This window comes from Spirosoma fluviale (assembly GCF_900230225.1).
Taxonomy (GTDB): domain Bacteria; phylum Bacteroidota; class Bacteroidia; order Cytophagales; family Spirosomataceae; genus Spirosoma; species Spirosoma fluviale.
Genome location: NZ_OCNH01000003.1, coordinates 703,816 through 728,918, shown reverse-complemented (window position 1 = coordinate 728,918; position 25,103 = coordinate 703,816). Strand labels below are relative to the sequence as shown.

General features: G+C 49.9%; 19 protein-coding genes and 1 pseudogene. 8 read left to right on the top strand and 12 right to left on the bottom strand.

Annotated elements, in window-relative coordinates; genetic code table 11:
- Nucleotide 1 precedes the first annotated feature (1 nt).
- The 4 genes from CRO74_RS19135 to kdpB all read right to left on the bottom strand — a co-directional run bounded on the left by CRO74_RS19135 (nucleotide 2) and on the right by kdpB (nucleotide 5,190).
- Nucleotides 2-1,117 carry a sensor protein KdpD gene (locus CRO74_RS19135; protein ID WP_097127941.1) on the bottom strand — a complete coding sequence of 372 codons (1,116 nt, stop codon included), beginning with the start codon at nucleotides 1,115-1,117 and terminating at the stop codon, nucleotides 2-4.
- Nucleotides 1,118-1,267: 150 nt separating this feature from the next.
- On the bottom strand, nucleotides 1,268-2,401 hold the full coding sequence (locus CRO74_RS19130; RefSeq protein WP_097128688.1) for a porin: 1,134 nt from the start codon (nucleotides 2,399-2,401) through the stop codon (nucleotides 1,268-1,270).
- Nucleotides 2,402-2,475: 74 nt separating this feature from the next.
- A complete protein-coding gene (locus tag CRO74_RS19125; RefSeq protein WP_097127939.1) occupies nucleotides 2,476-3,039 on the bottom strand; it encodes a K(+)-transporting ATPase subunit C in 564 nt (187 codons plus the stop codon).
- Between the two features lie 81 nt (nucleotides 3,040-3,120).
- Entirely contained in the window at nucleotides 3,121-5,190 is a 2,070-nt protein-coding gene (gene kdpB / locus CRO74_RS19120) for a potassium-transporting ATPase subunit KdpB (RefSeq protein WP_097127938.1), read from the bottom strand.
- A gap of 20 nt (nucleotides 5,191-5,210) precedes the next feature.
- Between kdpB and CRO74_RS19115 the strand changes: the two genes are divergently transcribed.
- Together CRO74_RS19115 and CRO74_RS19110 are read left to right on the top strand one after the other, a co-directional pair.
- A complete protein-coding gene (locus CRO74_RS19115) occupies nucleotides 5,211-5,519 on the top strand; it encodes a hypothetical protein (protein ID WP_097127936.1) in 309 nt (102 codons plus the stop codon).
- Nucleotides 5,516-5,881, top strand: coding sequence for a toxin-antitoxin system TumE family protein (locus tag CRO74_RS19110; protein WP_097127934.1), 366 nt, complete (start codon nucleotides 5,516-5,518; stop codon nucleotides 5,879-5,881). Before CRO74_RS19115 ends, CRO74_RS19110 begins: the two co-directional genes overlap by 4 nt.
- Here CRO74_RS19110 and kdpA read toward each other — a convergent pair.
- From kdpA to CRO74_RS19095, 3 genes are all read right to left on the bottom strand, one after another.
- Nucleotides 5,868-7,571, bottom strand: coding sequence for a potassium-transporting ATPase subunit KdpA (gene kdpA / locus CRO74_RS19105; RefSeq protein WP_097127933.1), 1,704 nt, complete (start codon nucleotides 7,569-7,571; stop codon nucleotides 5,868-5,870). The genes CRO74_RS19110 and kdpA overlap by 14 nt on opposite strands.
- Before the next feature lie 41 nt (nucleotides 7,572-7,612).
- Nucleotides 7,613-7,693, bottom strand: a complete 81-nt coding sequence (locus CRO74_RS19100; protein ID WP_101749431.1) for a potassium-transporting ATPase subunit F — start codon at nucleotides 7,691-7,693, stop codon at nucleotides 7,613-7,615.
- A 304-nt stretch (nucleotides 7,694-7,997) separates the two neighbouring features.
- Complete coding sequence (locus tag CRO74_RS19095; protein ID WP_097127931.1) at nucleotides 7,998-9,965, bottom strand: KUP/HAK/KT family potassium transporter; 1,968 nt, start codon at nucleotides 9,963-9,965, stop codon at nucleotides 7,998-8,000.
- Between the two features lie 85 nt (nucleotides 9,966-10,050).
- Here CRO74_RS19095 and CRO74_RS19090 point away from each other — a divergent pair, with 85 nt between their 5' ends.
- Nucleotides 10,051-11,448, top strand: coding sequence for a pyridoxal phosphate-dependent decarboxylase family protein (locus CRO74_RS19090; protein WP_097127930.1), 1,398 nt, complete (start codon nucleotides 10,051-10,053; stop codon nucleotides 11,446-11,448).
- Nucleotides 11,449-11,503: 55 nt separating this feature from the next.
- On the opposite strand, the gene CRO74_RS19085 is transcribed toward CRO74_RS19090, so the two are convergent.
- Entirely contained in the window at nucleotides 11,504-12,853 is a 1,350-nt protein-coding gene (locus CRO74_RS19085; RefSeq protein ID WP_097127929.1) for a sigma-54-dependent transcriptional regulator, read from the bottom strand.
- Between the two features lie 179 nt (nucleotides 12,854-13,032).
- On the opposite strand from CRO74_RS19085, the gene CRO74_RS19080 reads away from it, so the two are divergent.
- The 3 genes from CRO74_RS19080 to CRO74_RS19070 all read left to right on the top strand — a co-directional run bounded on the left by CRO74_RS19080 (nucleotide 13,033) and on the right by CRO74_RS19070 (nucleotide 18,027).
- Complete coding sequence (locus CRO74_RS19080; protein ID WP_097127927.1) at nucleotides 13,033-15,117, top strand: glycoside hydrolase family 97 protein; 2,085 nt, start codon at nucleotides 13,033-13,035, stop codon at nucleotides 15,115-15,117.
- A gap of 159 nt (nucleotides 15,118-15,276) precedes the next feature.
- Complete coding sequence (locus CRO74_RS19075; RefSeq protein ID WP_097127926.1) at nucleotides 15,277-16,974, top strand: AIPR family protein; 1,698 nt, start codon at nucleotides 15,277-15,279, stop codon at nucleotides 16,972-16,974.
- Nucleotides 16,975-17,097: 123 nt separating this feature from the next.
- Nucleotides 17,098-18,027 (top strand): restriction endonuclease, encoded by a 930-nt coding sequence (locus CRO74_RS19070; protein ID WP_097127924.1) that lies wholly within the window; start codon nucleotides 17,098-17,100, stop codon nucleotides 18,025-18,027.
- A 232-nt stretch (nucleotides 18,028-18,259) separates the two neighbouring features.
- Here CRO74_RS19070 and CRO74_RS19065 read toward each other — a convergent pair.
- Nucleotides 18,260-18,601, bottom strand: a pseudogene (locus CRO74_RS19065) (Gfo/Idh/MocA family protein); the annotation flags it as partial.
- Between the two features lie 307 nt (nucleotides 18,602-18,908).
- On the opposite strand from CRO74_RS19065, the gene CRO74_RS19060 reads away from it, so the two are divergent.
- Entirely contained in the window at nucleotides 18,909-19,502 is a 594-nt protein-coding gene (locus tag CRO74_RS19060; protein ID WP_245877911.1) for a hypothetical protein, read from the top strand.
- Nucleotides 19,503-19,716: 214 nt separating this feature from the next.
- The gene (locus CRO74_RS19055) at nucleotides 19,717-20,439 is read left to right on the top strand and encodes a DUF3667 domain-containing protein (protein WP_097127922.1); all 723 of its coding nucleotides are present in this window, start codon (nucleotides 19,717-19,719) and stop codon (nucleotides 20,437-20,439) included.
- A 360-nt stretch (nucleotides 20,440-20,799) separates the two neighbouring features.
- On the opposite strand, the gene CRO74_RS19045 is transcribed toward CRO74_RS19055, so the two are convergent.
- The 3 genes from CRO74_RS19045 to CRO74_RS19035 all read right to left on the bottom strand — a co-directional run bounded on the left by CRO74_RS19045 (nucleotide 20,800) and on the right by CRO74_RS19035 (nucleotide 25,046).
- A complete protein-coding gene (locus CRO74_RS19045) occupies nucleotides 20,800-21,975 on the bottom strand; it encodes a Gfo/Idh/MocA family protein (RefSeq protein WP_097127918.1) in 1,176 nt (391 codons plus the stop codon).
- Nucleotides 21,976-22,083: 108 nt separating this feature from the next.
- The gene (locus tag CRO74_RS19040) at nucleotides 22,084-23,460 is read right to left on the bottom strand and encodes a putative oxidoreductase C-terminal domain-containing protein (RefSeq protein WP_097127916.1); all 1,377 of its coding nucleotides are present in this window, start codon (nucleotides 23,458-23,460) and stop codon (nucleotides 22,084-22,086) included.
- 170 nt (nucleotides 23,461-23,630) lie between these two features.
- Nucleotides 23,631-25,046, bottom strand: a complete 1,416-nt coding sequence (locus CRO74_RS19035) for a Gfo/Idh/MocA family protein (RefSeq protein ID WP_097128685.1) — start codon at nucleotides 25,044-25,046, stop codon at nucleotides 23,631-23,633.
- Between the last annotated feature and the right edge of the window lie 57 nt (nucleotides 25,047-25,103).

The window sequence follows — 25,103 nt, the reverse complement described above, 5'->3', positions numbered from 1 at the left end:
GCTAGGAAAGAATAATCAGGTCTGTATGGGACCCCGACAGTTTGGTCAGCAGTTGATTGAACGCGCTGGTGCGCAAAATGATCTGAATCAGGGTAAGGTGCGGCTTTCCGATGCACACCGTTGTCACGTTTCGCTTCTCTACTTCGTCCATAATGCTGTTTACAATGTTGTTGCTCTTTACCTGAATAACCTCCGCGCCCAGTTCCGTTGCCAGCTTGAGGTTGTTGATCAAATGGCGCTGCACATCGAGCTTAATGCGGTCGGAGCTTTCGGCGGGGGTTTGCACGTAGAGCACGAACCAACGGGAGTTGTAATAAGCCGCCAGCCGTGCCGTTTTGCGAATAACGTGCCGGGCAATCTCATGATTGGAACTGATGGCCGCCAGAAATCGCTCCGGCTTGGCCTTGCTGTTCGTCGGCAGCGATGTTTCGATCTTTCGCTCCACAGCCGTAGCCACTTCGCGCAGGGCCAGCTCCCGCAGTTGCAGAATCCGCTCCGGCTGAAAGAAATTATTCAGGGCGGTGTTCACCTTCGCCTGGTCGTAAATCTTACCGTCTTTGAGCCGGGTTATCAGCTCGTCGGCGGTGAGGTCGATGTTCACCACTTCGTCGGCCATTTGCAGGATGCGATCCGGCACCCGCTCGGTTACGTCGATGCTTGTAATAGTACGAACGGCCTGATACAAGCTCTCGATGTGCTGAATATTGACGGCACTAATGACGTTGATACCGGCGTCCAGAATTTCAACGACATCCTGCCAGCGTTTCTCGTTTTTAGAGCCGGGAATGTTCGTATGCGCCAGTTCGTCGACAATGACCAGTTCGGGGTGCAGGTTGATAACCGCCTGTAAATCCAGTTCATCGAGTTCGCGTCCTTTGTAAAACAATCGTCGTCTGGGAATGATGGGCAAGCCATCCACCAGCGCCTGTGTTTCGGCCCGGTTGTGTGTTTCGATGAACCCGATTTTGACGTCGATACCAGCCCTCAGCAGGGCATGGGCCTCCTGCAACATGCGGTATGATTTGCCTACGCCCGCACTCATCCCGATATACACCTTAAATTTCCCCCGTCGTGACTGGCGGAGGAGGTTCAGGAAATGTTCGGCAGACTGGTTCATGTTGTTATTTTTTTGACACAGATCGGACCGCCGAAGCGGATACACGGAGGAGCACAGAGATACACAAAGATTTTATGAAGAATATTTCTCTGTGTATCTCCGTGTTTCTCTGTGCATCCGCTTCGGCGGTCCGATCTGTGTCATAACATTTTAAAAACTCACCGCCAAGCTCGTTGTCAGCGATGCATTTGTTTTACTCAAGTTCGATTTTCCTTCAAAAATGGCATCCCGGCTGTCGTACATTTTTCCTTCTATTCGAAAAAGCGCGTTGGGCAGAATGAAGTAATCGAAATTAAGCGAATAGCCCCAGGTTTTGAAACCATTGGGCGTTCCGGTAGCAATGATAACCCCATTCTTATCGTCATAATATTCCACCCGTCCGGCCACTTTTACGGCATCGCTCACGGCATAACGGACAATCGCTACCGGCGAATACCAGACGTAACTACCGGCACCGATTCGACGGTCGCCCGTACCAACCGGCTTCCGGTCGGACCCGATGTCGAAGCCAAGAATAGCACTGACTTTACGATTCGGGTTGATGATGGCGTAGAAATTATTGAAAACCCGGGTCTGCTTCAACGAATCGGGCCGGTCGCTGCCCATGAATGTACTCCAGTTCAGCGTTAGGTTGGCATTGGGTCTGTACTGCACCTGTGTACTGAGTGATGGCCCCGAATACCCCGGCAGTCTGGCAATGTGTTGCCAGCCATTCAGGACCGAGCCCAGCAACGTCCATTTGCCATTGGAGGTGTTATACGTCAGCTTGGCCCCGGATAAATAATAGGGCGAATTTTCGGCCAGGATGCTCCGCGTCAGCGTCCAGCAATCTTTCGAGATGGCACTTTCAAACCCGATGTACGACGTAAAAATACCGGCATCGAGCCACAGGTCTTTGGTTTTACTCAACTTCACACCCGCATTGGCTTCAAACACATTTCGGAGCAAAGGCTGTTCGGCGGCATAGTTGTATTGCGCGTAGGTGCCCACCTGAATGGCCAGATTCGCCCGGACGCGTTCGCTGGTGTAGGCTCCTTTCAGAAAAGCCAGATTAACATTTACCTCCCGGTTGCGTTTGTGGTTATACAGAAAGCCCGGCCGCTCCTGACTCGTTTTCGGAGCCGTAAAATCGTGCGTATAATACGCTTCGACGTAGCCGGTGAACGTTAAGCCTGTTTGTGATGAGGCTACGTTGACGGTGGAATCAGCCGCCGTTTGCGCCAGCGATGGGATGACCAGTGCGGAACAGGCTGTTGTGAAAAGAATGTATGCTTTATTTTTCATGGTTGTTTTGTTGTACTCAACTTGTACCGAACGGCCTGGCAGCGGCCACCCGGCTAGCTGTTCGGTACCATAATTCACTTCAATTCATCAAGGGCAATATTTAGCTTCAGCACATTTACGGTCGATGGGCCAAACAAGCCCAGCAATGGGTCTTTTGCCTGTTCGTCAACAAGTTGGTTCAACTTTTCGGCGCTGATACCGCGTGCTTTGGCAATCCGGGCTATCTGAATCTTTGCTGCTTCGGGCGATAGATCCGGATCCAGCCCCGACCCGGAAGCCGTGACGAGTTCGGCAGGAATATTCGCTTTACTAACGCCCGGATTATGCACCAGAAACGTGTCGATACGTGCCTGAACCGTTTTCAGATAATCCGGATTCGACGGCCCTTTGTTCGACCCGCCCGACCCATCAGCCTTGTACCCGACGGCGGATGGACGACTATTGAAGTAGCGATCTTCCGTAAACGCCTGGCCAACCAGCGCATAACCAACGACCTTCCCGTTAACGGTAACGGTTTCACCTTTTCCCTGACCGGGTGCCAGTTTGGCAACCCCGGCAATAACCAGCGGATAAACGACGGATAAAATAACCAGCAGAACGAGCGTCAGGCGAATGGCTGGTGAAATATGATTTTTCATTGTAGTACCGGGCGTCCCGCCCGGCTGTTTATAATAAAAACTTGTTTGACTTGCTGTAACTACCGGGCGGGACGCCCGGCGCTACACGAATAACCCCACCACCAGATCAATCAATTTAATCCCGATGAACGGAGCCACCACCCCGCCCAACCCGTAGATGAACAGGTTTCGGCGGAGCAGTGCCGACGCGCCGATGGGCTTGTATTCGACCCCGCGCAGGGCCAGCGGAATCAGCATCGGGATAATGACAGCGTTGAAAATTACCGCCGATAGAATCGCTGACTCGGCGCTATGCAGCCGCATGATGTTGATCGCCTGCAAAGCCGGAATCGACACCACGAACAGCGCGGGCACGATAGCAAAGTATTTGGCGACGTCGTTGGCAATGGAGAACGTCGTTAACGTCCCCCGCGTAATGAGCAATTGCTTCCCGATTTCAACTACCTCGATCAGTTTGGTCGGGTCGTTGTCGAGGTCGACCATGTTGCCCGCTTCTTTGGCGGCCTGGGTACCGGAGTTCATGGCAACGCCCACATCGGCCTGCGCCAGCGCGGGGGCATCGTTGGTCCCATCGCCCATCATCGCCACCAGTTTGCCGCCGTTTTGCTCATGCCGGATGTAGTTCATTTTATCTTCCGGTTTGGCTTCGGCGATGTAGTCATCCACGCCCGCTTTTTCGGCGATAAACTTGGCCGTCAGGGGATTGTCGCCCGTTACCATTACGGTTTTGACGCCCATTTTGCGCAGCCGGTCGAAGCGTTCCGAGATGCCGGGTTTGATAATGTCCTGCAATTCGACAACGCCCCGCACCTGCTCGTTCTCGATAACCACCAGGGGCGTACCACCGTTGGCGGCTATTTTTTTCGACTGTTCTTCCGTTTCGATTGGAAAGGGATTACCGGCTTTCGTGACGATGTTTCGTATCGAGTCCGTCGCCCCTTTCCGAATCCGAATGGGTGAGCCATTTTTACCGGTTGGCAAGTCGATGCCCGATGAACGGGTTTCTGCCGTGAATTTGATCAGCGTAGCCCCGTCCGTCGATAACCGACTGGTTACGTTGCTCCCGGCCAGTTCAACAATGGATTTCCCCTCAGGCGTCTCGTCGGCCAGCGAACTCAGTACCGAGGCCCGAATCATATCCCCTTCCGAGACACCCGGCGCGGGGTAGAAATGGGTGGCTTTCCGGTTGCCAATGGTAATCGTGCCGGTTTTATCGAGCAGCAACGTGTCAATATCGCCCGCCGTTTCGACCGCGCGGCCCGATTTGGCAATGACATTGGCCCGCAAGGCGCGGTCCATACCGGCAATCCCGATGGCCGACAGCAGTCCGCCGATGGTGGTGGGAATCAGACAAACGAACAGCGAGATCAGAGCCGCAATGGTAATGGGCGTGTTCGCGTAATCGGCGAAGGGTTTCAGGGCGACGCAGACGATGATGAAGATCAGGGTAAAGCCCGCCAGCAGAATCGTCAGGGCAATTTCATTGGGCGTTTTCTGGCGGGTGGCGCCTTCAACCAGTGCAATCATTTTGTCGAGAAACGACTCTCCCGGCTGGGTGGTTACCTGGACTTTGATGCGGTCCGACAGCACCTTAGTTCCACCCGTCACCGACGATTTATCGCCACCCGCTTCCCGAATCACCGGGGCCGATTCGCCCGTAATGGCCGACTCGTCGATGGTAGCCAGCCCTTCGATGATTTCGCCATCCGACGGAATAATATCGCCCGGTTCACAGAGGAACACATCGCCTTTCACGAGTTGTGCCGAAGAGATGATCTCTACTTCATTGAGGTACATATTCCCAACCGACCGAATGACTTTGGCGGGTGTTTCCTGCCGTGTTTTGCGGAGCGATTCGGCCTGGGCTTTTCCTCGTGCTTCGGCAATGGCCTCGGCGAAGTTGGCGAACAGAATCGTGAGCAGCAGAATAAAGGTGATGGAGATATTGTATCCCAGTGACCCCTGGGCCGTATCGCCCGTGATGGCGATGTACGCCGTGACCAGTACCATCACAACGGTACCGATTTCGACGGTGAACATGACCGGGTTCTTGACCAGAACAGCCGGGTTAAGTTTGATAAACGACTCCCGTATTGCCGTACCAACGAGCTCGCGCTGGAACAAGGCAGGGGATGAATTTTGGGTTGCCATTTTTGGTATCTTTGATAAAAATGAATTTTGTTATGACGGTTGACCAGATTTCAGTTGAGAGCATCTTTCATGAGATGGGCTACACTTCCAGCACCGACTATGCTATTAAAAAAGTAAGGGAGGAGCTTTTGCGAGAGCTTAAAGTATGTTCGGATGCCATATCTGTGTTCGAAAAAAAATATGGCATGGGCTACGAAGAATTTTACAACCGTTTCAATGAGTTGACCCAATTCGGGCTGATTGAACGTGAAGATGATAGTATGGACTGGCGAGCCGAACTTACCGTATTACGGGGCGTTGAGAAACGGTTGACCAAGCTTACAATATGACGCATGATCTGTATTCCTTTCGCCATATAATTGTTGCGTCGACGTCCTTCACACCATCCTATCGTCCAGAGGTTACGCAGGTGCGTGGTCAGCTTACCTTTTCAGATCAGTCTGTTTTACACGTGCGTGAAAACTACATTCTTGCTTCTGGCCGGATTGATTACGCCTATCAGTGGCAAAACGCCACACATCAATTGATTCATCGCTGGGACAATGCCCATCCGGTTCCTCAGTTCGACACCTCACCACACCACCAACACATTGGTTTCGAAGATAACGTGCTCCCTTCCGAACCTATGACGCTCGACAAAGTCCTCTCCTTCATTGCCGGTCAACTAGATCAATCCACTACTTCAGACTAAAGTACTCTGCCAGTGGCCCCAGGGCCAGCGCGGGGAAGAACGACAGGGCCGTGATGATCATAATGACTGCGAACGTCATTAATCCAAAGGTGCCCGTATCCGTTGGCAGCGTACCCGACGACTCCGGAACGTACTTCTTCTGCGCCAGTAAACCGGCAATGGCAACGGGACCGATGATCGGGATGAACCGGCCCAGAATCAGGACGATGCCCGTGGCGTAATTCCAGAAGAAATTATTGTCGCCCAGCCCCTCAAAACCCGACCCGTTGTTGGCATTGGCCGACGTGAACTCGTACAATATCTCCGTAAAACCGTGATTGCCGGGGTTGTTGAGCCAGGCCGAGGGTTTCACCGCCCAGGCCGCATCCGGGTATTTAACGAAGAACCACACCGCCAGTGCGGTACCGCCTTTCACCAGCAAGGTGCTCAGCAAAGCCACAATGGACGCAATCTTAATCTCCCTCGCTTCGACCTTTCGCCCGAATAACTCCGGCGTTCGACCCACCATCAGGCCCGAAATAAAGACCGCGATGATCAGGTAATAATAGTAGTTCAGGAAACCGACGCCACAGCCGCCGTAGAAAGCGTTGGTCATCATGCCCAGTAGTTGCATCGTGCCCGACAGCGCCATCGACGAATCGTGCATGGAGTTGACCGAACCTGTCGAAATAATGGTCGTGACAATGCTCCAGTAGGCCGATGCCAGCGGCCCAAACCGAACTTCTTTGCCTTCCATTGCCCCGGTTGGCTGACTCACGCCCAACTGTGCAATGGCCGGATTGCCGTGAACTTCGGTCACCAGGGTTGGGATGAGCAGGCACAGCATACCCAGCGTCATGACGCCATACACCACCCACGTAAACCGTCGACGGTTGATGAGGAACCCCAGTGCAAACAGCATCGCAATGGGTAGCAATACCTGCGCCACCATCTCAACCATGTTCGTGAAATAGTTGGGGTTCTCAAGCGGGTGGGCCGAGTTGACGCCAAACCAGCCGCCACCGTTGGTTCCTATGTGTTTGATGGCAATCATACCAGCCGCCGGTCCGCGCGAAACACCAACCGTATCGCCCTGCATGGTCACAATCGTGTCTTTCCCATCGAAGCTGGTGGGCGTCCCATTGAAGACCAGGATCAGGGCGACAACGAACGACAGGGGCAGTAGTATCCGCGTAATCGCCTTCACAAAGAAGACATAAAAATTACCGACCGTATCGACAGCTTTCGGCAGAAACGACCGGACAATCAACAGCAGCGACGCTATCCCCGTGGCGGCCGACGTAAACATCAGAAATGTGATGACGCCCAGCTGCGAAAAATACGTCAGCCCCGATTCGCCGGAGTAGTGTTGCAGGTCGCAGTTGACCATGAAACTAATGGCGGTGTTGAACGCCAGATCGGGCGTCATGGACGGGTTACCGTCGGGGTTGAGCGGAAGCATTTCCTGTAGAAGCAGGATCGTAAAGGCCAGAAAAAACCAGACCGCGTTGATGGTCACCAGCGCAACGAGGTTCTCTTTCCAATTCATCTCGCGGGTAGAGTCGATCCCCCCGACGCGATAAATGAACCGTTCCAATGGGCCATTGGCCGACTCCGGTTTAAAAACGTTGGCAATGTACTTGCCCAGCGGGATAGCCAGCAGGACGGTCAGTCCGTACATTCCAATAACGCCGATTAATTCAGTTGACATTTTAGTACGTGCGTAGTTGCCGCGATAGCAGCATGTTCAGGTTAAAATTTCTCTGGTTTGATGAGTACAAAAAGCATGTACGCGAATACCAGCAGTGCGATGATGAATAAGCCAGTGAGCATTGGTGGTGAGAGGTTTAAATCCGTTCGAACCATTCGATGGCTTTGTAGAAAAAAACGAAGCAGGCAATAGCCGATACGACGAGAAGCAGGACAGTGACCATAGTAATTGGAGTAAAATGTTAAACAGTCGATACGCCTATGCCAAGAAATAGTCCAGAAAAATGATATAGCACATGAAAGTCAGATCGTCACCTGATTTTCAGTGAGTTAGACTGAATAATTAACTTTTCAGTAGTACATAAAAAAAGCTGACCCTTCCATTTTGGAAGGGTCAGCTTTTCAATTTGGTACGGTCAACTACGGGTTAGCCTGTATACGGTTCTTCTTTTGGCTGTATGCGCGTCAGGCGCAGATTGGCAGGACGCGCCAGCACGATGGGCACATCTTCAACGACCACGTTGCTGGTATCCAGTCCATAAGCCGCCTGCGGAGGCAATGAAATGTTCTTGATGAGGAAATAGACGTTCATAATCAGTTTATCGCTGATGGACAGGGCATTCTCGTACGACAGGAACGTTCGGAAGAGCACGAACCGAAAGTCGCCCGGCACGCGGTGGGTGTTCAGCGATCGGTAGCGCGTTTCGAGGGTTATCTCCTTGTTTTTCACCATGTCCTCCACCACCATCCGGAACAGCAAATTGATGCGTGGCTGCACCCGGAAACCCAGGTAGAACGTAATGAAATAAACATCCTCTTCGGCCAGCGTTTCCACTTTATAGCGCATCACATACGGCTCGTCCTCTACGTAAATATGCAGGAGCCAGTAAATGTCGGCTCGTTTGGGCGCGCGGTTCAAAATAGAGTACAGCGTTTCAGCCTCGATCTTCCGGGTGTCTTCGGCCGTGGTCAGGTACACCAGATGCGTGGCATATTTCGGAATCGACTCGTCGATGCTGAGCTGTTTCAGCAGATGCAGGTTGTCGGGCAGGGAATCGTAGCGAATCGACTCCGCTTTGATGGCTTCACCCCGATACCAGAAATACATCAGTGCCATCAGCAATAAGCCCAGCGTAACCGATATCCAGCCACCTTCCTCGAACTTCATCAGATTGGCAATCAGAAAGGTTGTCTCCACCGTGAGAAAGACGCCCGTAATCAGCACAATCAGGATGGGGTTGACCCGTTTCATCCGAAGAAACATGCTCATCAGCACGGTGCTCATGAGCATGGTGAGCGTAACGGCCAGGCCGAAAGCCGCTTCCATATTTTTGGATTCCCGGAAGTGCAGCACGATCAGGATACAACCCACCATCAGGCCCCAGTTTATGTAAGGAACGTACAACTGCCCACGTTCGGTGGACGGATACACGACGCGCTGACGCGGCCAGAAGTTGAGCCGCATGGCTTCGCCCACCAGCGTAAACGCCCCGCTGATGAGGGCCTGACTGGCGATGATGGTGGCCAGCGTAGCCAGACAAATGCTGAATACCGTGAGCCAGCCCGGAACAATGGAATAAAACGGACTGGTTTCGCTCAGCCGCTGGCCGAGGTGCTGCATGAGCCAGGCCGACTGACCCGCATAGGACAGCAGTAGCATTAACTTGACGTAGCCCCAGCTTACGCGGATATTTCCCCGTCCGCAGTGGCCCATATCGGAGTACAGCGCTTCGGCTCCGGTGGTGCAGAGAAACACGCCCCCCAACAGCCAGAAACCGCCCGGATACTCCGTTAGCAGCCGCATCGCCCAGACCGGATTCAGGGCTCTTAATACGCCCAGATGCCCGAAAAGTGCCCAGAAGCCGATAGCCCCGATAAACGTAAACCAGACCAGCATAATGGGTCCGAATAGTTTACCCAGAAACTGCGTGCCAAATTGCTGGCTCACAAAAAGAGCAACTATAATGGCAATGACGATGGGAACAGTATCGAGATGCGGGTAAAAAATGAGTAGCCCTTCAATGGCCGATGACACCGAAATGGGTGGAGTAATCAGGCCGTCGGCGAGCAAAAATGAGCCGCCAATAATGGCTGGATACTTCAACCATCCGCCTGTAAACCGCCGGACAAGGGTGTACAGCGAGAAAATGCCCCCTTCCCCTTTGTTGTCGGCCCGGAGGGTAATTATGACATACTTGATGGTCGTTTGCAGCGTCAGCGTCCAGATGACGCAGGACAGCGTACCCAGCACCAGCGTTTCGGTCAGCTCTTTGCCCCGCATAACGGCGGCTAGTGTGTAGAGGGGTGACGTTCCAATATCGCCGAAAACAATGCCAATGGCCACCAGCAGGCCCTGTGGCGATACTTTATTTAATGATGAATGGGATAAAGACATGAACTATGGGTAGACGAATCGTTGACAGAACCCCTAAATGCGCCACTAGTTTACCTTTATTTACATTATATTTCCATTAAAACACATGACCTCACCGCTACAACAGGATGCGGCCAACCTGGATGCCCTTCTCGAACGGGCCAAAGTCGAAAGTTTGGCTCACCTGAACGCCCTCGGTACGTTACCAACAAAAGGCAATTACGATGCCAGTCCTGCCCGGAATCAATTACCGGAGCTGGGCCTGGGTACCCTGCGTGCGTTCGACGAATTTAACGAACGCCTGCGAAACGTGATTGTAGCCTCGTCGGGGCCCCGTTACTGGGGCTACGTCATTGGCGGCACCACCCCGGCGTCCATCGTTGGCGACTGGCTGGCCACGGCCTTCGACCAATGTTCGTTTGCCACCGCCGGGCAGGGAGATATTTCGGCCAATATCGAACTCGAAACCATTCAGTTCCTGCGGCAACTGTTCAACCTCCCCGACACGTTTCTGGGTGGTTTTGTGAGCGGAGCGACCATGTCGAATTTCACCTGCCTGAGCGTGGCCCGGCAGTGGGCGGGTCAGCAACTGGGTGCCGACATTGCCAATGAGGGTATGGTACCGGGCATCACGGTTCTGTCGGCCGAGCCGCACGCGTCGGCGGTGAAGTCGCTGGCGATGCTGGGTTTTGGCCGGAACAACGTTACCCGAATCAAGTACCTCGACGGGAATCGGGAAGCGATGGACGTTCGTGATCTGGAAGCGAAACTACAGGCCCTCAACGGGCAACCGGCTATCCTGATCTCCAGTGCGGGCACCGTCAACACAGTCGATTTTGATGATATGGTGGCCATCGCCGAACTGAAAAAGAAGTACTCTTTCTGGTGGCATGTCGACGGTGCGTTTGGTGGATTTGCCGCCTGCTCACCCGCTTATCAACATTTGGTAGCCGGTTGGGAGCAGGCCGACAGCCTCACCATCGACTGCCACAAATGGCTGAACGTCCCCTACGACAGTGCCATATTTTTAATGCAGACGAAGCACAGCAAACTCCACATCGAAACCCTGCAACCCCTCAACAGCCCCTACCTCGGCGACCTGCTCACGAACATCAATTACCAGACGCTCGTGCCGGAAAGCTCCCGGCGGTTACGGGCCTTACCCGCCTGGTTCAGCCTGATGGCGTACGGCAAAGAGGGCTATCAGACCATCGTGGAAACCAACATCCGGCTGGCGCAGACCTTCGGCGCAATGTTATCCGGGAGCGGCTCTTTTGAGTTATTGGCTCCGGTCAGGCTCAATACGGTCTGTTTTTCGTTGACCAATGCTGAGCCCGAGCGGGTAAAATCTTTCCTGACAGCTTTGAACGAAACGGGGCTCGTCTTCATGACGCCGACCGTCTACCAGGGTCGGGCGGGTATCCGGGCGGCTTTTGTAAACTGGCGGACGACGGATGCGGATTTGATCGTGGTTTATGGGGAAATGGTGGGGTTGGTGGGGTGAGTGGTGGGGTTTAGTCGTGATGTCGGGTTTAAGAACCCGGCATCACCTACTTCACTCACTCCCCAACCCCTGCTTCCCCCAGCTTCCGGTAAAGCGTCGTCAACCCAATGCCCAGCAGTCGGGCGGTTTCGGTTTTGTTGCCGTTGGTCTGCTGAAGTACCCGGCGGATGTGCTGTTGCTCAACGGTAGCCAGATCGAGGGCCGTGGCGTCGTTTGGGAGGGAGCCGGTTTGCATCTCGTAGGGCAACAGATCGGGGGTGAGTTCGAGGGGGGCGTTGCTGGAATCGGCCAGGATAACCGCCCGCTCGATCACGTTCTTCAGCTCCCGGATGTTGCCCTTCCAACCATGACTTTGTAACTTCTGCACAAAGGCCGGACTTAGCCGAACGTCGCGCTTGCCGATTTTGGCCGCTTCCTGTTGGGCAAACTGAGTGGCGAGGTCGGGTATATCGTCGCGCCGGTCGCGGAGGGCGGGCAGTTCGATCTGGAACACCGACAGTCGGTAGTACAGATCCAGCCGGAATCGCCCCGCGCTGGCTTCCTGCTCCAGCCCCCGGTTGGTGGCAGCAATCACCCGCACATCGGTTTTAGTCGGTTTGGTGTCGCCCACGCGCAGAAACTCGTGCGTTTCGAGTACGCGCAGGAGCTTCGCCTGTAGGTCGAGGGGCATTTCGCCGATTTCGTCCAGGAAAATAGTACCCTTGTTGGCTTCGGCGAAGAGCCCTTTCTGGTCGCGGTTGGCCCCGGTGAAAGCCCCGCTCCGGTGACCGAACAGCTCGCTTTCCAGAATATCTTTCCCCAACGCCCCGCAGTTGATCGCCACGAACGGCCCCGTCCGGCGCGGACTGGCCTGATGTATCGCCTGCGAAAAGACTTCTTTACCCGTGCCCGTTTCGCCCGTGAGCAAAACGGTCGTGTCCGTCACGGCGACTTTACGAGCCAGATCAATAGCCTGATGAATAGGCCGGGAGCGCCCGATGATCCGGTCGAAACCGTACCGCTGGCTGACCTGTTGCTCCAGTTGTTTAATCCGAAACTGTAGGTTCGCCTTCTCCACCGCCCGACTCACCAGCGGAATGATCCGGTCGTTATCATCGCCCTTCGTGATGTAATCGAACGCCCCATTTTTAATGGCCGTCACCCCGTCGGAGATCGTGCCGTAGGCGGTCAGGACAATGACTTCGGTAGCGGGGTAGAGTTCCTTGATCTGGGCCGACAGTTCGATGCCGTTTTTATCGGGCAGTTTTACATCGCTGATAACCAGTTGCACCTCTTCCCGTTCGAGGACTTTCAAGCCAGCGCGGGCGTTTTCGGCCTCCAGAATGGTATAGCCTTCGAGTTGCAGAATCCGGGCGAGGAGCTGGCGCAGTCGGGATTCGTCGTCAATAAGTAAAATGGTAGCCAATGGATATGAAGATTTCAGTAATGGTGACGTACCAACACGTACCTACGGACTTTAGTCCGTATTTATGTGCATTTGAATACGGACTAAAGTCCGTAGGTACGTGCTAAAAAATGACTTAATTTAGTGTCAACGGCGCAAAAAAAACACTATACCCAACTACGCACCTAATCCATTTCCTCATGCTTTTTTTTACAAAAAAATGTCTGTCCGCTCTGGTACTCACCCTTATATGGATTAATAGTCTGGCGCAACAATCCATCTTGGTCAGCTCGCCAAACCGCTCCATCGTCGTGACAGCACAGAACACGCCGACGGGCGAGGTTATGTACCAGGTTCGCTACAAAGGTAAACCGGTTATTGAACCGTCGGGGCTGGGCTTTGTTCTGAGCAAACCTGCCGTATCGCTTACTCGCTTTACCATTACCCGGGTCGACTCCTCAAAAACCGATGAAACCTGGAAACCCGTTTGGGGCGAAGTCAGTCAGATTCGCAATCACTACAACGAACTCCTCCTGGCCCTTCAGGATAAATCCGGCTCGGGCATTTCCCTGCGCATTCGCTTCCGGGTGTTCGACGATGGCGTTGGCTTCCGGTATGAGTTTCCGCAGCAGCCCAAGCTGACCCATTTTGTGGTCGATGATGAGAAGACCCGGTTTAAACTTCCCGCCGACCACCAGACGTTCTGGATGCCGGGCGACTACGACTCGAACGAATATTTTTATAACAAGACGAAACTCACCGAAGTCGACGCCATTGCGGCCGCCGATAAAGAAAAAGACATTGCACTAAAGTCGATTATCGGGCCGAATGCCGTACAAACGCCCCTGTTGTTCAAGACCAGCGATGGCCTGTATGTGAGCCTGTACGAAGCGGCTTTGCTCAACTACCCGGTCATGCACCTGCAACTGGACAAGAAAAGCCTGACGCTCACCTCGCAACTAACACCGGATGCAGTTGGCAACAAAGCGTATCTACAAACACCGTCGCAAACGCCCTGGCGCACGCTCATCATCAGCGACAAAGCCACCGACATACTGGCCTCCAAACTCATTCTGAACCTCAACGAACCATCCACCATTGCCGACCCGTCGTGGATAAAACCGCAGAAGTTTGTGGGTATGTGGTGGGAGATGCACATCGGCAAAGCGAACTGGGCCAGGGCCGAAGGGAAACACGGGGCCAACACCCAAAACGTAAAGAAATACATTGATTTTGCAGCCAAATATGGGTTCAACGGGGTGCTGGTGGAAGGCTGGAACGAGGGTTGGGAAGACTGGTTCGGCAACTGGAAAGAGGATGTTTTCGATTTTGTAACGCCCTACCCCGATTACAACATCGACTCCCTGACGACCTACGCCCAGCAGAAAGGCGTCCGGCTGATTATGCACCACGAAACCTCCGGCTCCGTCACGAACTACGAACGCCGGATGGATGCGGCTTTCCAGTATATGGTGAAAGAGGGCATCAACACCGTGAAGACGGGCTACGTGGGCCGGATTATTCCCCGTGGCGAGCACCACGACAGCCAGTGGATGATTAACCATTACCAGCGGGTGGCGCAGAAAGCGGCTCAGTACAAGATCATGGTCGATTCGCACGAGTCGGCGCACCCAACGGGCCTCCACCGGACGTACCCCAACTGGATGACGAGTGAAGCCGCCCGAGGGAGCGAATTCAATAACGCGCCCACGCTGGGCATCACGCCCGAATACACAACCATTCTGCCCTTTACGCGTATGCTGGGTGGCCCGATGGATTTCACGCCCGGCCTGTTCCGCTTCAAGCTGAACCAGTTCGACAGCACCCGCACAACGGTGGTTCGGACCACGCTGGCGAAGCAACTGGCGCTCTACATCACGCTCTACAGCCCCCTGCAAATGGCGGCCGACCTACCCGAAAACTACGTGAAACACCTGGACGCCTTCCAGTTTATCCGCGACGTGCCGGTCGATTGGGATGACACCAAAATACTAGCCGCCGAACCCGCCGATTACGTCATGATTGCCCGCAAAGAAAAAGGAGCCGCCAACTGGTACGTGGGAGCCATCACCGACGAAAACAGCCGCGACTTGCCCCTGGACTTAAGTTTCCTGGAACCCGGCAAAACCTACGAAGCCATCCTCTACCGCGACGCCCCCACCGCCGACTGGGCTACCAACCCGGAAGCCTACGTCATCGAAAAGAAAACCGTCACCGCCAAAACTAAATTGAGGCTTCATTTAGCCAAAGGGGGCGGGTGTGCTGTGCAGATTGTAAGGCGGTAAATTCCGTATATTTAGGAGCGATTTGACCAAATAAATGAAATGTGTAATTACTTTAAAAGCTCATAATTGCCTACCCGTTGGAATAAATAGGATAAATGCAGTAGTTACGACAAATTGTTCATATTTTTAAGAGTTGTACGAAATTTTTAAATCAGCATAATGGATAGAATTACAAAATCTCTTTTAGACGAGTTCGTTAATCAAAATGGGCTAGAATCATTAGCAGAAGAAACCGCATTTGAACATTTCACTGGATACATAGTCACCTCAAAACACTTTACAGAAAGTTTCTCATCAGATGATATACATGTAGGTGCTGGAAATGACTGTGGCATCGATAGCATTTCAATTATAGTAAATGGTTGTTTAATAGCTGAACCAGAGGAAATCGAAGATTTGACTGAGACAAACGGCTATCTTGATGTAACATTTATTTTTAATCAGGCTGAACGATCTAGTAATTTCGAAACTGCAAAGGTTGGTCAATTTGCCTATGGAGTTAATGACTTTTTCAAAACTACTCCTTCTTTACCTCAAAATAACGAAGTAAAGAAGAAGTTTAAAATTACTAATGAAATCTTTGCAAGGAGCAGTAGATTCAAAAAGGGAAATCCTCAATGTTATTTATATTATACTACTACAGGAAAATGGATTGGTGATACTAATTTAACAGTTAGAAAAGATTCAGTAATTAAGGACTTACAAGATTTAACTTTATTTCGAAAAGTTGATTTTGAATTCATAGATGCAAGTAAAATTCAAACATTATTTAGAGAAACTAAAAATGCAATTTCAACAGAAATTAATTTTCCTGAAAGAACAGTTCTTCCAGAATTACCTGGCATCGAACAAGCGTATTTAGGCTTAATAAGTTCTTTAGAATATATGAAACTAATTGAGAACACCAACGAAGAGGTTATAACTTCTTTGTTTTATGACAACGTACGGCATTGGCAAGAATGGAATTCCGTAAATAAAGAGATAAAAGAAACTCTAGAAAACAAAACTAATAAAATTTATTTCCCATTATTAAACAATGGTGTAACTATAATTGCTAAAAGAATCATTCCAACTGGCAATAAATTTGTGGTTGAAGATTATCAAATTGTCAATGGGTGTCAAACTAGTTTTGTGCTTCACGAGAGCAAGCAACATCTAAACTCAGATATACTTGTTCCAATACGATTAATTTCAACAGATAACTCAGAGATTAGAAATTCAATTATTAAGGCCACAAATAGGCAAACCGAGGTAACTGAAGAGCAATTATTTGCATTAGCTGACTTCCCTAAGAAGTTAGAAACATTTTTTCCAACATTTGAAGGTGCCAAAAAATTATTTTATGAAAGACGTTCTCGTCAATATAGTTCAGAAGAAGAAGTTGAGAAAGTAAGGGTCATTAATATGACAATTCTCGTCAAGGCATATGCTTCATTATTTTTAGGATTTCCTCACAGGACTAGTCGTAATTACAAAGCGCTATTAAAATTAATCGGGGATGAGATATTTAATAAAGACCATAAATTAGAGATGTATTATGTTGCTGCATTTGCTCATTATAAACTTGAATATCTTTTTAGAAATGGAACAATTAGCTCTAAAATGAAGTCAGCGAGGTATCACATACTTTACTTATTCCGTCTATTAGTAAATAACGCCCCCCTCCCAAGAGCTAATTCACATGAAATGGGACGTTACTGCGACACTTTACTTAGTGTGCTTTGGGATGAAAACCTTGCAAAACAAAAATTTATCAAGTCCGCTGAAATAATTGACAACGTAGCGGGAGGTAATTTTCATAATGACAATATTAGAACTGAACCTTTTACAAAAAAAGTGGAACAGGCTGTACCGTAAGTTTAAAGGGGTTCGAAATAAAAAATTGCACAAAATGTTTATTTACGAAAGCTGAGCGAATGGAGTTCTGTTACCCAACTGGCATAAAGCTTTAAAGCTACTATTTTACAGAAATATCCTACTATGGACAAAGAAACTAAACAACAATCGCTATCAAAACAAACTGCCTCTAAGTCAATTTTCGCTGCGTTTGAAATTTTAAAAGCCGCAGGTGGACAAATGCCAGGAAGAGATGTAATAAATAAGGTAAGAAATAAAATTAATTTGACGGACTGGGAAAAACAGATTTATGAAAAAACAGGTTATGTCCGTTGGGAATCCATTTTCCACTTTTATACGATTGACTGTATTAAAGCAGGATATTTAAGAAAGAATAAGGGCGTTTGGTATTTGACCGACGAAGGTGATAAAGCGATTTCATTAGGACCTATTAAATTATTGGATAGTGCGACTAAAGTATATAGACAATGGGCGGCAGAAAATAAGCAAAATAAAACGGATAGCTCAAAAGAGCTAACACCACCAGCTATAGAAATTGAACAAAATCCAAGTCAAGAACAAAAAGCAAATCTTGACATTGTGGAAGAGCAAGCTATTTCAGGAATTAAAGAATTCATAAAGGCAAAAAACCCATACGAATTTCAAGACCTTGTTGCAGCTTTATTAAGAGCAATGAAGTACCATACACCATTCATTTCGCCAAAAGGAAAGGACGGAGGATTAGACATTGTAGCCTATAGCGACCCATTGGGAGCAACAGCACCGAGACTAAAAGTTCAAGTTAAACACAAACCAGAAAGTTCTGTCCCCGTTGACGATATTCGTAGTTTGACAGGATTGCTTAACAAAGATGGAGACATCGGACTTTTTGTAACGTCAGGATATTTTACTTCAGAATCTGAACGTTCAGCAAGAGAAAGCCATAGGCACCTAAGGCTCATTGACATTGACACATTTATATCGCTTTGGCAAGAATTTTATCCTTCTTTAACTGACGAGGACAAAAATAAATTACCATTGCAATCAATATACTTTTTGGGCAGCAACGAGTGATACAAAACAGCGGCTTACAAGGGTTTAGCGTTTTAGGAAACGACGAACATGGGCTATAATGCAGTATCTCGATTTATCTTTAGTTGTGCCGTCAGGCACACAACTGTTATGTACCTGACGGCACATGCCTCTAGCTGAAACCGGTTTTTTCTACCGACGCTATGCTGTGAAGGCCCTAACGGGCCAAAATTCGGGAAGTTTAATCCCGAATTCACGTTAGAATAGTAAATCCCTACTTCTTAAAATTCACCACCTGCGCCTGTTTCTGAGCCTTCAGCGCCAGTTCCATTGCCAGGAAGCAATGCTCCTGCGGCATGGCCATTTCGGTGCGGTTGATTACATCGTTTTCGAGTTGTTCGCCGTAGAGTAGCGGCTCTTTGCTGCAATCGACATAGCGGGTTTCCTTGTTGTCGGTGATGAACAGGTGATTGCCGCCGTCGCGACCGGCGGGGTCGACGTTCTTGCGTAGTTCCATAAAGCCCTCGGTGCCCAGAATCGTCAGTCGGCCGTCTCCCCAGCTTTTCAGGCCGTCGGGGGTGAACCAGTCGACGCGGATGTAACCCATACCGCCGTCACTTTCCCTGGTCTGTGTCTTCACCAACCACGATGTTTCTCCCTTAACGCTTCTCCTAAGATGCACATTTTGTATTGCTAAAGGACGCGCCCATACGTCCATCTTATTGATAACTAGATAGTTGTAAATATTGTTTTGATTCATTTCTTGGTATTTCGGAGAAAAACTATATGTTGCGCTGCGAACCAAAAGTTTAGGATACTGCTGAGTTAGCGGTCATTGCAAACGACTTTGCTACAACTATACATACCTAATTTTTGACCAGAATAGTAAATAGATGATCAGGAAGTATTCGGTTCTGATATGCATGGCTACTTCATTGATATTGATTGTAATAGCAACGTTAGCCTATCCAGGCGGCTCACTGCTTGACAAAAATTCTATAGGGTTTGACTGGTCAAAAAATTTCCTAAGCAATTTGTTTGCAACAAAAGCGATAAATGGTTCAGATAACCCTGGTTGGATTTGGGCACTTGTTGGAATAGCGTTCCACTCGGTTGGTTATGGAATTTTTTTTATCAATATATCGAAAAAGATCCCGTCAAGACAATGGGGTACTAGTTTAAAAACTATAGGCGCTATCAACATACTATTTATTTTCTTGATCGCAACACCCTTGCATGACCTAGGAACAATTTCAATCATTTTAACCTTAACTGGTTTATTTATTATTACTGTATTTATTCTAAAGTCAAAACTTCTTTTATTTAAATTCGGCTGTATTATTTGCTTATTGACTTATTACTGTTTCTTTTTTCTTTTTGGTTTCGGTTATTTGGGTTTGTCAGTCATAATGCAGAAAGTATATATTTTAAGCTCGATGCTATTAGTATTAGGCCTTGAGTATTTTACTAAATATGAAGACTTTGAACAAATTAAATTGGGAGGACAAAAAACATAAACAACGAGCCAATAACATCGGTTTGGTAATGTATCGGCTGAAGTGCTTCTATGAAACATGTTTGCAAGGTTCAGCAGTAGGAATACCATTGAATCGCACGGGCGACCCCGTTTTATGCTAAACATTCACCAAATCGCCAAGCAGAAAAACGTTACTGGCAATTTTGCCGAACCAACTGTAATTAAACTAACTGACAAAATAATTTATAAATGAAATGAACTGTAAAAACTGTAACGCTGAAGTAAATTCTAGATTTTGTCCAGACTGTGGACAACCGACAAGCTTAAAACGAATTGACGGCCATTATATACTTCACGAAATTGAACACGTACTCCATTTTGAACGGGGTATTTTATACACAATTAGAGAACTTGTAGTAAATCCAGGGCAAAACATAAGAAACTATTTTTCAGAAAACAGAAGCAGACTTATCAAGCCGATTATTTTCATTATTATAACTTCCTTAATTTATTCACTCATAACCAGTTTTTTTCATATTGAAGAAGGGTACGTGAAATTTGAAGGAGAAGAGATAAAATCCACAACACCAGTAAGAATTTTCAAATGGATACAAGCTCATTATGGCTATGCAAATATTATTATTGGCCTATTTATTACGCTTTGGCTTAAATTATTTTTTAGAAATAGTTCATACAATATGTTTGAACTATTGATTTTACTTTGCTTTGTAATGGGAGTAGGCATGTTGATTTTCGCTCTTTTTTCATTACTTCAAGGTTTGACAAAAATTAATTTAATGAGTATTGGTGGAATTGTAGGCGTTGGCTATTGCTCCTGGGCAATCGGAAATTTTTTCGGAAAAGAGAAAATCTTTAATTATATAAAAGCATTCTTTGCCTACATTTTAGGGTTTGCAACGTTTACGTTTACAGCTATTTTATTAGGTTTTTTAATTGACGCTGTAGTAAAACATTAAGGAAATGGAGAATAAAAAAAATGTGAATTTTACATTTATAGTCGTAGCGTTTATACTTGGAACGACACTCATCAAACATTTTGATTTTAAAACTTCCAGCTTTAAAATGCCGGCTTTAGACATAATTTTTCTAATTGCTTTCATTTTATCAATTTACTTCATCATAAAAGATTACAAAAAGCAGCCTGAAAAATGAAACAATGCCAATAATATCCGTTTGGCAATAGCGAGGTAGACAGTTGTAAACTCAGCTTTTATGCTACTATCAGGAATTCGTGCAATAGGCTGGCCCAGCAAAAGCAAAGCGTCAGACCGTTCCCGGAAGAGTGGTCTGACGCTTTGCTTTGGGGTTGGTTACCCTTACTTCTTAAAATTCACGACCTGCGCCTGTTTCTGCGCTTTCAGGGCCAGTTCCATCGCCAGGAAGCAGTGCTCCTGCGGCATGGCCGTTTCGGTGCGGTTGATCACGTCGTTGACGAGTTGTTCGCCATAGAGCAGCGGTTCTTTGCTGCAGTCGATGTAGCGGGACTCCTTGTTATCCGTAATAATCAAATGATTACCCCCGTCGCGTCCAGCGGGGTCGACGTTCTTGCGTAGTTCCATAAAGCCCTCGGTGCCCAGAATGGTCAGTCGGCCGTCGCCCCAGCTTTTGAGACCGTCGGGCGTGAACCAGTCGACGCGGATGTAACCCATGCCGCCGTCGCCCCGGAGCATCACGTCGCCGAAATCCTCAAACTTCGGATACTGCGGGAAGTGGACATTGCCTACCTGTGCGGCCACAATATCCGCTTTTTTGGAGCTGGTGAAGAATAGAAACTGGTCGAACTGGTGCGAGGCAATGTCGCAGATGATGCCGCCAAACTTCTTTTTGTCAAAGAACCAGTCGGGGCGGGTTTTGGGGTTCATGCGGTGCGGCCCCAGCCCGATGGTCTGAATCACATTGCCGATGGCCCCGGCTTTCACTAGTTCACCGGCTTTCACCGTCGCCTTGTTTTCGAGCCGTTCGCTGTACATGATCGAGTAAATCCGCTTGGTCTCCTTCTGTACTTTGCGCACTTCGGCGAGTTGCTCCAGGGTGGTGATGCCCGGTTTGTCGGTCATAAAATCCTTCCCGGCTTTCATGACCCGAACGCCCAGCGGTGCCCGTTCTTCGGGAATGCCGGAGGTAAGCACCAGTTGAATGGATTTATCATCCAGAATCTCGCTGTCTGACTTAACCTGTTTGGCCTGCGGGTATCGCTTGGCGAACGGAGCCGACAGGTCCGGCTCTTTGGCGTAAAACGAAACGAATTCGCCCCCGCCCCGGATCACAGCGTCGACCTGGCTGTTGATATGCCCGTGGTTAATGCCAATGACGGCAAAGCGAATCCGCGAAGCCGCCACCGGCATCCGGTCGCTACCCAGCGAGCCTGCACGCAGAATGGCCGGGGCACCAATCGTTTCGATGGGTAAGGAAGGCAATACGACCAGGCCAGCGGCCGTAGCAATGGTTTCCTTAATGAAGTTGCGCCGATTCGCGCCTTGTGTTGAGTCCATATTTAATGAGTGATTGAGTGAATGATAGAATGAGTGAATACATAAGGGTAATTCTCATCAAAAGGGTTACCTATCCATTCGCTCATTCTACCATTCACTCATTGACAATTATTTTTTCTTCGCCAGCTCCAGCGCCTGTGTGGTTGTGTAGTATTTGGCAATCATGTTGGGGACTTCCCAGGCGGGCATTTTACCCGCTTTCAGGTAGTCGATGTACTTCTGCGCCACCCGGCCAAAGTGGGCTTCGTGCCCTTCCTTGTACTTATCGGGAATGATAACCTCCCAGCCCGACGCTATTTTCTTCACGTCCACACCGGGAAACTCCTGTTGTATTTTGGGCAAAGCCGCTTTCAGGGCCGCGTCCGTATCTTTCGTACCAGCAATGGGTTCGATGTAGAGCGTAGGTTTGTAGTTCTGCTCGGCTCCCTGCCGGATAATCAGGTTGGCTTTGGTGCCGCGCATAATCGAGTAGTGCGTATCGCCCGCGCCTTCGGGGGCTTTGTAGGCCCAGGTTACGGACACTTTCGCATGAACACCCCGCAATTGGTAGTTAATCTCGCCGTTGCTGTAAACGCGCAAAATGCTGTCTTTGATAACGTCTTTTTTGAGGTAATCCGGAAATGCGTTCTGCTTCGTGATGGCCTTGAACTGGCTCAGGCTCATGTCGGTAGTCCAGCGCCGGGCCGAGGTCAGGCTGATGTCTTTCTGGTAGTCGATCACCTGCTCGGGGAAGCACTCCCACTGCACCAGATCCACGAGGTGCGTGGTCACGTCGACGATGCCTTCGCCCTGCTGGGCCACATCCATGAACCAGGCCGGGCGGGTAAGTATGCTGCCCGACACATTCTTGTAAAAATGGTGAACGCTTTCTTTCGTAACAGCGGGTTTGTCGGGCGTACCTTTTTCGAGCGTGCCAAATACCTCCGGCTGGCGAGAGAACGCCCGCTGCAGCATGGTCGAGATTTCGTAGCGCTCGGTCATGATGTCGTAGAGCAACACTTTGTTTTTTTCGGCGGTGGCAAATGACTCTTTCAGCTTATCGAAATTGGCCGCGCTGATGACCATGGGCTTATCGGCCAGCACATTAAAACCAGCCCCAATGGTTTTCTGAATATAATCGGTTTTCAGCCGGTTGTTCCCCGCCATCACGACAACATTCCCTTGTTTGTCTGCCAACATCTTGTCCAGAAAATCAGCGCCTTTGTAGACATCTTCTTTCCAGTGCGTCGGGTTCTCGGCGCGGGTGTTGTACCCCTCAATTTTGTCGAGGTGCAACTGGAGATCGGGGGCATCGGGGGCGTATACATGCACAGTCGAGTCGACACCTTCGTACATGGTTTTCTGGACCAGTGCCGCGTGAAAATGGCCGGGGTCGAGGGTAATCAATCGAAAATCAGCCATAGATTTCTCGCTTTTCTCGGATGACTGACAGGCAGCAAATAAAGCAGCCAGAAAGAGGCCACTAATGGTGGGGGTTAACTTCATTGACCTTGGTATAAACTTGGAAATGTTGTGTTTTTTCAGGGGTGTTATGCGCCCGTTTTTGTCATGCTGACGCAGGAAGCATCTTCGGAAGGATGGCTAATTTTATTTACTCCTACCGAAGATCCCTCGTGCCTCGGGATGACAAAAACGGGATGACAAAAAACAGAAAACTACTTCGCCGACGCCACCATCTTGATGGCATACGGTGCCCGCTGGGGGCGCGACAGGAGTTTGTTGGCTTCGGGGTCGTTTTTAAACTGCTCCTTTTTGGGGTCCCAATAGAGCTTTCTGTTTAGCTTCATGGCGGCATGGTGCAGCAAACAAGCCGAACAGGAACGGTGGCCTACCTCGGTAGGTGCAATCGGCTCTTTTCGGCTCACGATACTTTCCAGCCAGTTGCCGTGGTGCTCTTTGCTGACCGGCAGGTGTATTTCATTCGGCCCGATGACCGACGTCAGGAGTTTAGGGTCGCTGGCGTCGAGTTTCTTGGCGGCATTTTGTTTGGCAATCGGGTCGCTGGCGGTTACGGCGGCATCACCGCGCGATACAAAAATCCAGCCTTCCGTTCCTTCAAACCGTACCCCATTAGCAATTTCGTTCGTCACGATCATGTGGACACCGTTCTCATACATGGCTTCGGTGCGGAAGATGCCGTGAACATCCCACAAGCCATGTTTTGGAAAATCAGCCTTGCCCCAGATTTCGACCGGGCCGGTGTATTCCGTATTCATAGCCCAGTGAGCGGAGTCGATGTGGTGAGCGCCCCAGCCGGTAATCATCCCGGCACCAAACTGCTCGCAACGGAGCCAGCCCGGCCGGTCGAAATCGGCCTGTGGATGCACCCGTTTTTCGGTGTAATAAACTTCTGGCGTAGTGCCCAGCCACATGTCGTAGTTCAGGTTTTTGGGGACGGGCATCTGCGGCTCGTCGTTGCCCGACGGGTCGCCGGGGAGACCGACATACACCGTTTTCAGCTTGCCAATACGCCCGTTGCGGACCAGTTCGGCAGCATAGCGAAACTGTTCCGACGAACGCTGCTGGCTACCCACCTGTACGATCTGCCCCGATTTCTTGACGGCATCGGCCATCATGCGCCCTTCGGCAATAGTCAGCGACGCGGGTTTCTGCATGTACACGTCCTTTTTGGCGCGAACGGCATCAATCACGATAGGTGCGTGCCAGTGGTCGGGTGTGCTGACCAGCACGGCATCAATATCTTTGTTCAGGAGCAGTTCGCGGTAGTCGGTATACACCCGAACACCGTCGTAATCTTTACCCGTTTTTTTGGCATAAACGCCGTTGACGAGCTGTTTGGCAGCTTCGGCGCGGTTGCTGTCCAGATCGCAAACAGCCATGATCAGGGCGTTATCGTACTGCCACACGCCCGGCATATCGTGTGTGCGTGAGATGCGGCCCGTACCAATGGCACCTATGTTAATTCGGTTGCTGGGCGCATTTTTGCCGAATACCGAAGCCGGAACGATGGTTGGGAAGCCGCTGATAATTGCCGTAGAAGCCAGGGTTCCTTTAGCCGTCAGATCGAGAAACTTCCTTCGGGTGACGAGCGATTTTTTATCGGATGCCATAAGCAGCAGGGGTTCAGATTCTTTATATGATACAGTAAGAATGAGCCAGCTGATTTT